Raw genomic sequence first — 13070 nt, 5'->3', positions numbered from 1 at the left:
GACTCCGCGCTTCGCACGCTTTTTCACGTCGCGGCCGGTAGAGGGGGATAGATGATCTCCAAGGGCTGTGAACAGTGCGCCAACGGCGGGAAGATGGTGCTTTTCGTCTACGGGTACTGCGACCAGCGGGACTGCTTCTACTGCCCCCTCGGAGAGAACCGGAAGAACGTCACCGACGTGTACGCCAACGAGCGGAAAGTCGAGTCGGACGAGGACGTGATCGAGGAGGCAAAGCGCATGAGCGCGCTCGGCACCTCGATCACCGGCGGCGAGCCGCAGGAGGCGATGGCGAAGACGACCCGGTACCTCGAACTCCTGAAAGACGAGTTCGGCGAGGACCACCACACCCACCTCTACACCGGGATCACGGGCGGCCGCGAGAACATGCGTCGCCTCTCGGAGGCGGGCCTCGACGAGATCCGCTTCCACCCGCCGCTGGAGATGTGGGGCGACATGCACGGCACCGAGTGGGAGGAGATCCTCCACATCGCCCGCGAGGAGGGGCTCACGCCCGCCTTCGAGATCCCCGGCATCCGCGCGGAACCGGAGTTCTTGGAGTTCTTAGACGAGGGCGCCGCGGAGTTCTGTAACATCAACGAGTTCGAGATGTCCGACGGGAACTACCGCCGGATGCAAGAGGAGGGGTTCGAGCTCCAGGAGGGCCACATGTCCGCCGTCGAGGGGTCGAAGGACGACGCCATCCTCGAAGAGATGGCGAGCCACGAGAAGGTGTACTTCTGTACGTCGGTGTTCAAAGACGCCGCCCAGCACCGGAACCGCCTCAAGCGGATGGCGCGGAACATCCGCCGCGAGTTCGACGAGGTGACCGACGACGGGACTCTGGTCTACGGGAAGGCGTTCGCCGACCCCGAGCGGTTCGAGGCGCTCGGCGTCCCCGAGGAGTTCTACACGGTGAAGTCGAACCACGTCGAGGTGGCGTGGTGGCTGCTCGAAGAGATGGTCGAGGACGGCGACCTCGACGAGGGCGAGATCGTCGAGCAGTACCCGACCGTCGACGGGACGGTCGTCGAGCGCACCCCGGTCGCCTGAGCGGGCGCGGTCCGATTCTTCTGACGAAGATTCCCGGTGCTTACCCGCAGGAACGGCGGTGGCGCGCGCCTGCGAGGCCGCCCTGCGGCCGAGCAGCGCGTGCGAGGGAGTCAGTCGCCGAGCGGAGCGACGGCGACTGACGAGGCTGGGGAGGCGTGAGGCCGCGGTGCTGTGCGGGGCGGGACTCAAAGGGGCAGTCGGGAGGACGAAGCACGGCGCAGTAAGCACCGCAGGAACGAGCGGAGCGAGTGACGAGGAGCGCAACAAGCCGCGCGAGTCCTCCCGGCTGGGGCTTTGACGGTGTTCTCCATCGAGTAGTGGTCCGATATCCTGTCCGCGTCGTGCCCCCTACTATCACAATTATAAGTGATAAACACGTACGGTCGCGTATGGCCTCCGAAAAACCCGTATTCGCCGACGTGAGCATCGGACAGGCGGTGTACAACGAGGACGGGGAGCGGCTCGGCTCGATCCGCGGGGTCGACGACGACGGCTTCTACGTCGCGTCGCCGTCGGGCACGGACACGCTGACGCTCACCGACGCGCGCGACGTGTTCGGCACCGCGTACGTCATGTGGCGCTGTTGGGAGTGCGGCGAAATGGGCGAGATCGGCGACCAGCTCCCCGCGAACTGCCCGAACTGCGACGCGCCCCGCGAGGAGCTGTACTACTGGGCCGAGGACTGAGCGGACGGCCGTGGGAAGCGACCTCGTTTCCCTGTCATCTACTTATAATTGATTGACCTCGTAGACAGTGCTGACACCCTCGAAGCCCCAGCCGCGAGGGCGCCGCACACTCGCTGCGCTCCTCAGTCGCTCACTCCGTTCGCTCCCTGCGGTGCTTACGTCGTCTGCGGCGCCCTCGCGACTGCCCCTTCGAGTCCCGCCCCGCACAGCGCCTCACGCCTCCCCAGCCTCGTCGCTGGCCCTCCGCTTCGCTCCGGGCCACCGACTCCCTCGCGCGTGCTGCTCGGCCGCAAGGCGACCTCGCAGGCACGCGCCGACCGTTTCGGCCGCTCACGAGCTCTCTTTTTCTTCCTCGAGGTCGTCCCCCTCGTCGCCAACCTGCTCGCGGAGGCGCTCGACCTCCGCCTCCAGTTCGGCGATTCGGTCGGCGTCCGCCCCTCCGTCGTCGGAGCGCGTCGTGAGGTACACCACCGCGCCCGCGACGAGGACGAGCGGCACGCCGAAGAGGAGCACGGCGATGATCATGATGATTATCAGCTCCGGACCGCCGGGCACGCCGCCGAACGCGGGGACGAGAGAGACCATGTGCCGTCCACTCGACGGCGCGACTAAAGCTGATCGGGGGAGGGGTCGCTCCGCGGCTCAGTCCGCGTCGACGAAGTCCGCGAGGTTCGCCTGGAGCCCGGCCGCGAGCGTCGACTTCCGCCGGAGGCGACCCAGCGAGACAGGGAGGTGGTCGGCGACGCCGCGGACCGCCTCGCCGAATGTCTCCGCGGCCCCGAACTCGCCGTCGAAGGCGTTCCGGACGGCCTCGCGGACCTGCCAGACGCCGACCGGCCCCCAGTAGTCGTCGGAGACGTGGCGGAGGACGAGCGCCTTCGCCTGCCGGCCGCGGTCGTCGAGGTGTTCTAAGACGCCGAGCCGGGCCGCGTAGTAGGCGCCCGCCGTCTCCTCGACGTAGCCGGTCCGGCCCTCGCGCCCCTCGCTGGCGGCCGCGAGGTACACCCCCGCCTCGGGGTCGGGGTTCCAGATGGAGCCGGGCGACTTCATCTCGACGAGCTCGTACTCCCAGCGCCCCGGGACCAAGATCACCCAGAAGGCGTTGCCGAGGTACTCGTTGCGGTGGACCTCGATCCGATCGACCGCGGGGTTGTCGCGGATCGAGCCGCGGAGGAACTGGCCGACCGTGTCGTCGACGGCCGTGATCGACCAGCGCGTCGGGACGAGCCGGCGGTTCTCGCCGCGCCCCAGCGCGCCCGCCGAGAGGATCGTGTTGATCTCGTACACGTCGAACCCGCGGCGGTAGAGGTACGTCATCGCGCCCTCGGCGCGCCAGTCGTCGTCTTCGAGCGTCTTCTTCACCGGGCGCGGCACGTGCGGGTTCTCGCCGAGGTCGGCGCGCTGCGCCGCGGCGCGCGGCCCGGTCGGCGTCTTGATGTCCTCCGTCCCCACCTCGAAGTCGAGGTCCGGGCTGCCGTCGAGCCCGATCTCCACGTCGACCGGGCGGTCCGCGATGGCGACCTCGCGTTGGACGCCCAGCCAGCCGTCCCACGCGTCGTGGACGCTCTCGGCCGGGCCGTCCCCCGTGCCGACCGACTTCGCCCCGCCCGTCGCGCCCGCGTCCGCGACGTCGACGCCGCGGGTCGAGTTGAGCAGGCTGGTCCGGCGGTCGAACACGTCCGAAATCGAGACGCCCTCGTCGTACCACGCCGCGGAGGTCTCGAACGCTTCCGCGCGCTCCTCGCGGCCGACCGGCGAGAGCAGCCCCGTCGAGACGTTCGGGTAGTCCGCGCGGCCGACGAAGATGGAGGGCGAGACGCTGCCGACCACGGCGTCGTCGGAGACGTGCTCGTCGAAGCGCCGCTCGAAGGAGTCGAGGTGATCGAGGATGCCGTAGTCCTTCTCCGCGGCGAGGCGCCGCCGCTCGGCGCGCTCGTTCGCCTCGAACTCGATGAACTCGTCGAGCCGCATTCGGATCGGCGTTGGCGGCGCACCGGCTTGAACGTTTCCGGCGCGGGCGCCGTTCAGCACGGCAGAGAGGGGAAAGTAGAGGGACCGCGGGACCGAGGCCGCCTAACTGTGGATGCCCATCGCTTCGATCTGCTCTTGGTACCGGTTGCGGATGGTGACCTCGGTGACCTGCGCCACGTCGGCGACCTCCCGCTGGGTCTTCTTCTCGTTACAGAGCAGCGACGCGGCGTAGATGGCGGCGGCGGCGTAGCCGGTGGGCGACTTCCCGGAGAGGAGGCCCTGCTCGGCGGTCGTCTCGATGATCTCGTTGGCCTTCGACTGGACCTCCTCGGAGAGCTCCAGCTCCGAGGAGAAGCGCGGGACGTACTTCTTCGGGTCGACCGGCCGCATCTCCAAGCCGAGCTCCTGGGAGATGTAGCGGTACGTCCGGCCGATCTCCTTGCGGTCGACCCGCGAGACCTCCGAGATCTCCTCGAGGCTGCGGGGGATCCCCTCCTTGCGGCAGGCGGCGTACAGGGCGGCGGTGGAGACGCCCTCGATCGAGCGCCCCCGGATGAGGTCCTCGTTGAGCGCGCGGCGATAGATGACGGAGGCGACCTCGCGTACCGAGCGCGGCACGCCGAGCGCGCTGGCCATTCGGTCGATCTCGGAGAGCGCGAACTGGAGGTTTCGCTCGCCCGCGTCCTTCGTCCGAATTCGCTCCTGCCACTTCCGTAAGCGGTGCATCTGCGACCGCTTCTTCGAGGAGATGGAGCGGCCGTAGGCGTCCTTGTCCTTCCAGTCGATGGTCGTCGTCAGCCCCTTGTCGTGCATCGTCTTCGTCGTCGGGGCGCCGACGCGCGACTTCTCCTGCCGCTCCGAGTGGTTGAACGCGCGCCACTCCGGGCCGGGATCGATCTGTTCGTCCTCGATGATCATCCCCGTCTCCTCGTGTATCAGCTCCCCGTCGGCCGTCCGGGTGAGGTCCTCCGGATCGAAGTCCTCGGGGTCCAACTCGTCGACGTCCTCGATGTCTATCTCCGCTTCCTCGGCGTCCTCGTCCCCCACGCGCTGCCGGTCGTGATCCCGTTGCCGGGTGGGCCGTGTCATCGCATTTATATGCTATCCAATCGGTTTAACTTAAAAGTTCGTTACCATGGGGGTGAGTAGCACGGACTTTCGCGGCGCTCACCCCGACGGCGGCTCGCTCGGGAGCCCCTCCGAGGCCGAGCGGTCGTCGTCCGCGGCGCCGGCGGTCCCTTCTTGCTCCGGATCGGGGGTGCCACCCGGCCGTTCCGACGCCCCGTCGCTCGGTTCGGGCGTCCCCCGGCCCGCGGTCGGCGTCGCGGCGCGCTGGCCGGGCGAGCCGGTGAAGTCCTCGCGGCCGGCGGCGCCGCAGCCGGTCGCCGCCGGGTGGTCGGCCGGCCCGCTCGCGTCGGCGCCGCCGCCGGCGCCGCAGCTGACGTTCAGCCGCCCGTCGGCGTCGGTGTCGACGCCGGTCAGGCTCTCGACGGGGCCGTCGGGCCGCGCCTCGAACACCTCGGGATCGACGCCGAAGCGGTCGGCCTCCCGGTCGACGAACGCCTCCAGCACGTCCGCGAGCGCGGGGAACGGGCCCCCGTCGGCCGCCTCGCGCACGTCGGCCGCGAACCGCGGCACCCACCGGCCGACGTGGTCCTCGATGAACGCGGCCGTCGCGTCCGTGACGCGCTCGACGCCCGTCCCGTCGCCCTCCTCGCGGAGGTACGCGCGCTGGGCCGCGAGGTGCGAGCAGAACTCCAGTTCGACCGATATCGCGTCGGCCCGGTCGCGCGCGCCGTCGGCGTTCTCCAGGCCGAACGCCCGGTAGAAGCCGGCGGCGTCCGCCATCCGATCGGTGTTGACCGTGACGCCGCCGGGCGCGTACGCCACCTCGTACCGGTCGACCGCGCCGTCGGTCTCGACGCCGAACGTCCGCGCGAACGTGCGTTCGAGCGCCGTCGGGTCGTCCGGGAGGCGGTCGGCCACCGCCGCGGCGGCGCCGGTCAGATCCGATCGGCCGTCGTCGCCGTCGGCGTCGCCGTCCGCGACGGCCGCGGCCGCCTCGCCGATCACCTCCCCGAGCACGGTCGGGTCCGGGTCGCGCTCCGCGTCGGCCGCGGTCCCCCGCGGGCGGTCGAACGCGGTCGCCAGCGCCTCGTAGAGCCGCCCGCGGTGGACGTCGCGCTCCGAGGCGGAGGAGAGGTTCCCGCCCCAGCCCACGGGCGGATCGTCGTGGGTCGCGTCGGTATCGCTCATGGGTGGATCACGTCACGTCGAGCCGGTAGGCGTCGACCCCCTGCTCGAACTTGGGGCGCTCGGCGCGCGGTTCCTCCATCGGCACCTTCGCGACGGTCCGTCCGTCGGCGTCGTAGCCGATCGCCTGGTCTTCGGTCACCTCGAACTCCTCGATGCGCCACTCCGTGCTGCCCATCAGGTGGAGCAGGCCGCGGAGCTTGCGCTGGTCGGCGCGGCCGTCGCGGGCGCGGCGGTACGTCTCCTTCGCCTCCTCGACGCCGGGCCCGAACATCTGGAAGAGGTAGTCGTCCGGGACGTTGATCGGCGGGATGTAGTAGACGTTGGGCTCCAAGCCCAGCTGCGGGTACAGCGGCAGCGCCACCTCGGCCTCGTGGACGAGGTAGTCGATCGGGTTGGTCGGGTCCGCCTCTTCCGGCGGGTTCACCCAGCCGTGCTGGCGGATCTTCCCGAGGCAGTTCTCGAAGCACTGCGGGACGAGCCCCTGCTCGACCTTGGGGTAACAGCCGACGCACTTCTGGGAGTTCCCCTTCGCCTGGTTGAACACCGACTTCTTGTACGGGCACGCCTGGACGCACTGGAGCTGCGCCTGACAGCTCTCCTCGTCGATGAGGACGATCCCGTCCTCCTGTCGCTTGTAGATCGCCTGGACCGGACAGGAGCCGGCACAGCCCGCGTACGTACAGTGGTTACACACCCGCGGGAGGTAGAAGAACCACATCGGGTGTTCCTCGCCCTCGATGTGGGTGTCGCCCGCGAACGCCTCGCCCGCGGGCTCGTCCTCACCGAGGTTCGGGTGCGCCCAGTCGGCGTCGTCGGGCATGTAGCTCGCGACGTGGCCCTCGTTGGCGACGTGTTCCTCGGTCGGGCTCGTCTCCTCCCAGTCGACGTCGTTCGCCTCCCAGATTGTGTCGCCGTCGTAGACGCCGTCGGAGCCCCACTCCTGGACGCCGAGCCGGTCTAAGATCTCCTGGTCCCAGCCGAGCGGGTGGGCCCCGTACGGCTTCGACTCGACGTTGTTCCAGAACATGTGCTCCTGGCCCTCGCCGTGGGTCCAGGTGGTCTTACACGAGAGCGTACACGTCTGGCAGGCGATACACTTGTTGAGGTCGAAGACGGCCCCCCACTGTCGGTCCGGGCGGTTCTCGGCGTAGGGGTACTCCATCTCGCGGCCGATCTGCCAGTTGTAGACGGTTGGCATTGGTCTGGTGTGGTGGTGTCGGTGTGTGGTCGGTCAGTCGGACTCCGAGCGGCCGACGAAGCCGCCCGCGAGGTACTCTTCCATCCGTTCGTCCTCGTTCGTCGGGCGGACGCCCTCCTCGACCGGGCGCCAGTCGCCCTCGCCGTCGACGCCGCCGTCCGCGGCCTTCTCGACCTTCACGAACGCCTCCTTCGGGGCGCCGTTGGCGGCGTGGACGTCGGGCTCGAACCCGTCGTCGAGGTTGAGCCCGGCGAGGTTCTTCCGCGGCATCGTGTCGGTGAGCCACGTGCGGCGGAGCCACGTCGTCGTCGCCGACTGGTGGCCCCCCTGCCGGTACATCCCGACGTAGTTGGTGTCCTCGGCCTTCGCCATCCCGTCGTCGCGGCTCTCGGTCGCCGCCACCGACTTGTGGGAGGCGTTGGTCACGTTCATCCAGCTGCGGGTGACCCCCTGCGGGAGGCTCGGCTGGAACCGGACGCGCATCATCGCGCGGGCGACGTCGTAGGAGTCGTCGCTCGCCTCCCAGTCGGGGTACGGGCGGTCCTGCGGGTCGGCGTCGACCCACACGTAGTCGCCGTCGGTGAGCCCCTCCGCGAGCGCGTCGGCGGGGTTCATCTCGATGTACCCCTCGCCGAAGTACGGCTGCCGCTGGTCGCGGCGGGTCATGTCGCCGAAGTTCGACCACCACACCGCGATGTTCGGGAGGTCGCTGCCGAACGAGTGGGTGCCGTGGCGGTACTTCGGCGTCATGTACACGTACTCGTACCCCTGGTCGAGGTCGTTGAGCGGGTGGCTGCTGTCGGTGAGCTCGTTCGGCGAGCGCACCACGTTCCGGACCTGCCGGTCGTTGGTGTCCTCGACCTCGTCGCCGTCCCACCCGCGGTCGTCCGGCGTCTCGGGGTCTATCACCGGGCTGTCGCTGTCGTCGACGATGACGTTCGGCTCGTACGGCGTCGCGTCCATCGGCTCCCGGTGGAGCGGGATGTTCTCGCCGGCCTCGGTGAACTCGGGCTCCTCGCGGAAGAACTCCAGCCGCCCGGTCTTCGTGTACCAGGGGTCGTCGTCGAGCGTCTGCTCGTTGCCGACGTGCTTCGGGTACGACCGCGTCATGATGATCGCGGGCGTCCCCTGCCGGGCGTCTTCGAGTAAGTTCTCCACGTCGTACCCCTTCACCGTGTTCGAGTGGTCGACGATGCGCTGGAGGTACGGCTTCGCGCGGTGCTCGTCCTCGTCGATGAACTGCCAGTAGTCGACGAAGCGGTCGTCGCCGGTGATCTCCGCCAGCCGCTCCGCGACGCCCTTGTAGTGTTGGGCGTCGTTGCGGGTGTCGTAGATCCGGTCGATCTCCGACTCCGGCATCGTCGTGATGAACGGGTTGGTGACGGAGGCGGTCATGTCGTGGACGTTGTGCTCCGCCCACGAGTCGGCGGGGAAGACGATGTCGGAGTACTCGCAGGTCATCGTCCACCACCACTCGTTGGTGAAGAACGCCTCTATCTTCCCGTTCCGGAGCATCCGCTCGATGACCTTGTACGCGCCCTTCGCGTTGCCGAGGATGGAGTTCGACCCGGACACCCAGATCGACTTCGTGGGCGTGTGCATGTGCGAGTCGCCCTGGAAGTACTCCCCGTCGACCTTCAGCGGCTTGTCGAGGTTGGTGTAGAAGTGCGCCGAGTGCATGTCGTACCGCTGGTCGACGGTCGCGTCCGCGTCGGGGTCGTCCTCGACGTCGAACGGGCTCTCCTTCGTGTACTGTTCGAGCCCGTTGAAGTAGGCGGCGCGGTAGTTGCCGGAGTAGGAGCCGACGTTGCCGGTCTGGTAGCCGACGTTCCGGGTGAGCGACGCCACGAGGAACACGGCCCGGTCCTTCAGGTCCGCGTTCGCGTAGTGGTTCGGCCCCATCCCCGTGAGGATGAGCGTCTCCTCCTTGTTGTCGGCCACGTCGTTCGCGAGGTTCTCGATCGCCTCCGGCTGGGTCCCGGTCACCTCGGCGGTGCTCTCGGGGTCCCACGTCTCCGCGAGGTGCTCGCGGATCAGGTCGAAGACGGTCCGGACCTCGACCGTCTCCCCGTCTGCGAGCTCGACCTCGAAGGCGCCCTCGACCGTCGCCGGCACGTCGAAGTCGTCGCCCACGTCGTCGCGCGTGACCGGCTCCAGCTCGCCGGTCTCCTCGTTGCGGACGACGAAGTCGCCCCACTCCTCGCGGAGCTGCTCGTCTATCACCTGGTCGGCGATGTCGGTACGGCCCGCCGTCGGCCGCTCCTCGTCGTCGGCGACCGTCTCGGTCTTATCTAAGTCCGCCGGCTCGTAGTCGGCGAAGACGTCGCTCGCGCGCAGCAGCTCGGTGTCGTCCATCCGGACGAGGAGCGGGAGGTCGGTGTTCGCCCGGACGAACTCGGGGTCGTACAGGTCGTTTTCGATCAGCTCGCGGGCGACGCCGAGGAACAGCGCCGAGTCGGTCGCGGGGCGGACGGTGACGACCTCGTCGCACTTCGAGGCGGTCGCGTTGTAGTCGGTGAAGATGCCGGTGAGCTTCGTGCCCTTCACCTTGGCCTCGGTGAGCCAGTGGCAGTCCGCCATCTTCGAGGTGAGGTAGTTCATCCCCGCGACGACGAGCTGGTCGGCGTGCTCGACGTTCGCGAGGTCGAAGTCGACGGTCTGTTGCCCGGTGACCATCGTGTGGCCCGGCGGCAGGTCGGTGTGGAACGAGTAGTTGTCCAGCCCCATCGCGCCGAGCGCCTCGTCCTCGTCGACGTCGCGGACGTAGTTGTCCAGAAGCGCCATCGAGTTGGCGTTCCGGTACTGCCCGAACAGCTTGATCAGCCCGAGCAGCGGCATGCCGCCGCGGAACTTCATCGACCGGACGCCGGCGCCGTCCATCTCCTCGACGATGCGCTCGTCGTACCCCTGTTCGAGCAGGCGCTCCGCGCCGGACTCGCCGCTGTACTGCTCGGCCAACTCGACGAACGTGCGGGCCGCGAGGTCGTACGCCTCCTCGAAGTCGACCTCGACGAAGGCGTCCTCGCCGCGGTTCGCGTACTCCTCCGGCATGGACCCGTCCTCGTTGCGGGGGAACCCCTCTTCGACCCACTCGCGGAACCCCTCGCGGACCATCGGGGCCTGGACGCGGCGGTCGCTGTAGAACCGCTCGACCATCGCGAGCCCCTTGTTACAGACGCGCGGGTCCCACCGCTGTGAGGCCTGGTTCCCCTGGAGGTCGGTCGCCTCGCCGTAGTTCATCGAGGGGCCCAGCCGCGTGATCTGGCCGTTCTTCACGGCGGCCTCCAGGTAGCAGTTGTGCGTGTCGTTCGGCGTACAGGTGAGCATGAACGAGTCGTCGCGGTCCCACACCTCGCGGTAGTGGGACTCCCACTCTTCGTTCGGGTACGCCTCGAAGGGGCTCCGCCGGCCCGGGAACGGCCCGGGGTCGTCCCCCATCGTGAGTCGAGTGCTCCCGAGGTAGCCGGCGGCGCCGATGCCCGCGACCGCGCCGGCCGCGGTCAACACGTCGCGCCGGCTCACCTCGTAGTCGCTCTCCTCGTCGTCGGCGCGACTCATCCGGACCACCCCCATCGAACCGCCGGGGTGTCGGATCGTCGCCCCCCGTACCGGACCGATCGGTTCCTGGTCATCGCGCCCGGAAGATGGGCCGCCGGGCGATTATAACGGCTCTCGCGTTCCTACTCCCCTACACTCCGGCGAATCCCTTCGGGGTGAATCACTTAAACGATCGAGCGCGTCGCACCGCGGTCCGCGTCGCTTCTCGCTTCAGTCCGGGAGTTCCTCGCTCGCTTGCCTCCCGAGGACACGCGACGCGAAAAGACACCCGCGGGCCGCTCAGACCGACCCGGCTTCGCCCTCGACTCGGACCACCGAGCGGTCGTCGTCGACCGGTTCGACCTCGACCGCGAACTCGTCGCCGAGCGCCTCGCCGACCCGGTCGTCGCCGCGGTCCACGAGGAGCGGCCGCGGGCCGTCCGGGGCCGCGCCCGCCTCGATGAGCGCCTGCTGCTCGCGCAGGCGGTCCGGCAGGCCGCTGATGTCGACGGCGTCGTCGGGCACGTCCGGACCGGCCTCGTCGAGGAACCCGGTCACCGCGCTCCGGAGGTCGTCGAGGCCGCCCGCGGTCGCCTCGCCGAGCGCGTCGAACGCGAACCCGGCCGGGTCGCGGAGGGCACCGTCGAACGGGAGCGAGACGAGCGGCGGGTCGCCGGTCGCCTCCGCGACGAGGTCGGCCGGGTCGCGGTCGCCCGCCGCCCCGCCGTCGTCGTCGACCGCGTCGCCCGCGCGGACCTTGTTCGCGACCACGGCGGCGACGGGCACCTCGCGGGCGTCGAGCAGGCCGACCGTCCGCGTGACGTTCCGGACGCTCACGTCCGAGGGGGTCGTCACGACGACCGCGCCGTCGACGGGGACGCGCGAGAACACCGTGTGCGCCACGTCGCCGACGCCCGGCGGGAGGTCGACGAGGAGCACGTCGAGGTCGCCCCAGACGGCCTCGCCGAGCAGGTCCGCGAGCGCGTCGTGGGTCATCGCGCCCCGCCACGCGGTCGGGCGGTCCCCGGAGACGAGGTCGATGCTCACGATCCGCATCCCGTCGGCGTACGCGGGCGAGGGGCGCCCGGTGGGCGTCGAGACCACCGGGTCGCTCGCGCCGAGGTACTCGGTGAGGTCCGGCGCCTGGAAGTCGGCGTTGAACACGCCGACGTCGAGGCCGGCGTCGCGGAGCGCCCGCGCGAGGGCGATCGTCACGGTGCTCTTGCCCGCGCCGCCCTTCGCGCCCGCGACCGCGAGGACGTGCTCGACCCCCTCCGGGCTGAGTTCGCCCTCGACGCGGCTCCGCTCCGGGCTCTCGATCCGGACGTGGTCGACGCCGTCGATAGCCAGCCCGGCCCCGCGGACCTGCTCGCCGACCGCGGTCGCGACCGCGGGGTCGAGACCACCGGCGTCGAGCGTCGCCGTCACCACGCCGTCGCCGACGTCGAGGTCCGCGAGCACCTCGGCGGAGACGGGGTCGCCGCGCGGCGTGTCGATCGACCGGATCTCACGGACCATCCGGTTCCGGATCCGCTCCGCGTCCGGGAGGTCGGTCTCGACCGGAGCGTCGGGCGGCGACCCGCCGCCCGGGCCGCTCGCGCCGCCCGGGGGACTGCCCCCCTGCGGACCGCCCCCTTCCCCCAGCGCCGGGTGGTTCCGCGGGAGTGCGCCCTTCCCGGTCTCTTCTAAGTCGATCGGGCGGTAGTTCCGGTTCGGGTCGTCCGTCGGCGGCGCCTCGCGGGTCTCGACGCCCGGCGGCCCGCCGTCGGCGCCGTCGGCCTCGGGCTCCGACTCGTCGTTCGTCACGTCCGGTGCCTCCGTCTCGTCGCGCGTGTCGTCGTTCATCTGTGGTCGGTGTCGGTCGCGGTCGGTTCGGCCGCCTGCGCTCGGCCGAGCGATTCCGGCGGGCCTACGGCGCGGACCGCCTCGCGGACCGCGTCGAACGGCTCGTCGCCGTCGGCGACGACCTCGCCCGCGACGCGCTCGGGGTCGGCGTTTCCGACGAGGACCGTCGGGACGGCCACCTCGGCGAACCCCTCGACGACCACGAGGTCGTACCCCGCCGCCGCGAAGCGGTCGAGCGCGTCCCGGAGCGCGGCGCGCTTCCGGGCGTCCGCGCCGCCGTCGCCGCTCTCACCCTCGTCGCCGCTCTCGCCGCGGTCGTGCGGGCGGACCTCGAAGGCGTGTCGCGGCGTGATCCCGACCGTCGCCGCCGCGCCCGCGGTCCGGTGGCGGTGGGTGTCGGTCCCCGGCTCGTCCGGCTCGATGGCGTGGTGGATCGACTTCACCGTCGCCACGCGCCGCCCCGCCGCGGCGAACGCGTCGACGAGCCGCTCGGCGACAGAAGGGGCTGCTCTCGCGGCTGGTCCGCG

Annotated in this window: 10 protein-coding genes; 2 read left to right on the top strand and 8 right to left on the bottom strand. The window is 70.2% G+C overall.

Annotated elements, in window-relative coordinates; translation table 11 throughout:
• Positions 1–51: 51 nt before the first annotated feature.
• Together EXE44_RS11215 and EXE44_RS11210 are read left to right on the top strand one after the other, a co-directional pair.
• Complete coding sequence (locus EXE44_RS11215) at positions 52–1050, top strand: radical SAM protein (RefSeq protein WP_137717204.1); 999 nt, start codon at positions 52–54, stop codon at positions 1048–1050.
• Positions 1051–1439: 389 nt separating this feature from the next.
• A complete protein-coding gene (locus EXE44_RS11210) occupies positions 1440–1736 on the top strand; it encodes a hypothetical protein (protein WP_137717203.1) in 297 nt (98 codons plus the stop codon).
• A 330-nt stretch (positions 1737–2066) separates the two neighbouring features.
• Here the strand turns inward: EXE44_RS11210 and EXE44_RS11205 are convergent, their stop codons facing one another.
• From EXE44_RS11205 to EXE44_RS11170, 8 genes are all read right to left on the bottom strand, one after another.
• Positions 2067–2321, bottom strand: coding sequence for a preprotein translocase subunit TatA (locus tag EXE44_RS11205; RefSeq protein WP_137695146.1), 255 nt, complete (start codon positions 2319–2321; stop codon positions 2067–2069).
• Positions 2322–2378: 57 nt separating this feature from the next.
• On the bottom strand, positions 2379–3707 hold the full coding sequence (locus tag EXE44_RS11200; protein ID WP_137717202.1) for an Nre family DNA repair protein: 1329 nt from the start codon (positions 3705–3707) through the stop codon (positions 2379–2381).
• Positions 3708–3809: 102 nt separating this feature from the next.
• Entirely contained in the window at positions 3810–4796 is a 987-nt protein-coding gene (locus tag EXE44_RS11195) for a transcription initiation factor IIB family protein (protein ID WP_121561476.1), read from the bottom strand.
• A gap of 78 nt (positions 4797–4874) precedes the next feature.
• Positions 4875–5963 carry a molecular chaperone gene (locus tag EXE44_RS11190; protein ID WP_137717201.1) on the bottom strand — a complete coding sequence of 363 codons (1089 nt, stop codon included), beginning with the start codon at positions 5961–5963 and terminating at the stop codon, positions 4875–4877.
• Between the two features lie 7 nt (positions 5964–5970).
• Positions 5971–7161, bottom strand: coding sequence for a 4Fe-4S dicluster domain-containing protein (locus tag EXE44_RS11185; protein WP_137717200.1), 1191 nt, complete (start codon positions 7159–7161; stop codon positions 5971–5973).
• 33 nt (positions 7162–7194) lie between these two features.
• The gene (locus EXE44_RS11180) at positions 7195–10719 is read right to left on the bottom strand and encodes a molybdopterin-dependent oxidoreductase (RefSeq protein ID WP_137717199.1); all 3525 of its coding nucleotides are present in this window, start codon (positions 10717–10719) and stop codon (positions 7195–7197) included.
• Between the two features lie 279 nt (positions 10720–10998).
• Entirely contained in the window at positions 10999–12543 is a 1545-nt protein-coding gene (locus EXE44_RS11175; RefSeq protein ID WP_137717198.1) for a P-loop NTPase, read from the bottom strand.
• A partial coding sequence (locus EXE44_RS11170) for a molybdopterin-guanine dinucleotide biosynthesis protein B (RefSeq protein ID WP_137717197.1) occupies positions 12540–13070 on the bottom strand: 531 nt, incomplete at its 5' end. The genes EXE44_RS11170 and EXE44_RS11175, both read right to left, overlap by 4 nt.

The sequence above is a fragment of the Halorubrum sp. SS7 genome (assembly GCF_005435055.1).
Lineage (GTDB): Archaea > Halobacteriota > Halobacteria > Halobacteriales > Haloferacaceae > Halorubrum > Halorubrum salinarum.
This window is presented reverse-complemented; position numbering and strand designations above follow the sequence as displayed.

Coding starts and splice junctions, on each gene's coding strand:
- EXE44_RS11215 (WP_137717204.1), top strand. CDS start 52: ATGATCTCCAAGGGCTGTGAACAGTGCGCCAACGGCGGGAAGATGGTG.
- EXE44_RS11210 (WP_137717203.1), top strand. CDS start 1,440: ATGGCCTCCGAAAAACCCGTATTCGCCGACGTGAGCATCGGACAGGCG.
- EXE44_RS11205 (WP_137695146.1), bottom strand. CDS start 2,321: ATGGTCTCTCTCGTCCCCGCGTTCGGCGGCGTGCCCGGCGGTCCGGAG.
- EXE44_RS11200 (WP_137717202.1), bottom strand. CDS start 3,707: ATGCGGCTCGACGAGTTCATCGAGTTCGAGGCGAACGAGCGCGCCGAG.
- EXE44_RS11195 (WP_121561476.1), bottom strand. CDS start 4,796: ATGACACGGCCCACCCGGCAACGGGATCACGACCGGCAGCGCGTGGGG.
- EXE44_RS11190 (WP_137717201.1), bottom strand. CDS start 5,963: ATGAGCGATACCGACGCGACCCACGACGATCCGCCCGTGGGCTGGGGC.
- EXE44_RS11185 (WP_137717200.1), bottom strand. CDS start 7,161: ATGCCAACCGTCTACAACTGGCAGATCGGCCGCGAGATGGAGTACCCC.
- EXE44_RS11180 (WP_137717199.1), bottom strand. CDS start 10,719: ATGAGTCGCGCCGACGACGAGGAGAGCGACTACGAGGTGAGCCGGCGC.
- EXE44_RS11175 (WP_137717198.1), bottom strand. CDS start 12,543: ATGAACGACGACACGCGCGACGAGACGGAGGCACCGGACGTGACGAAC.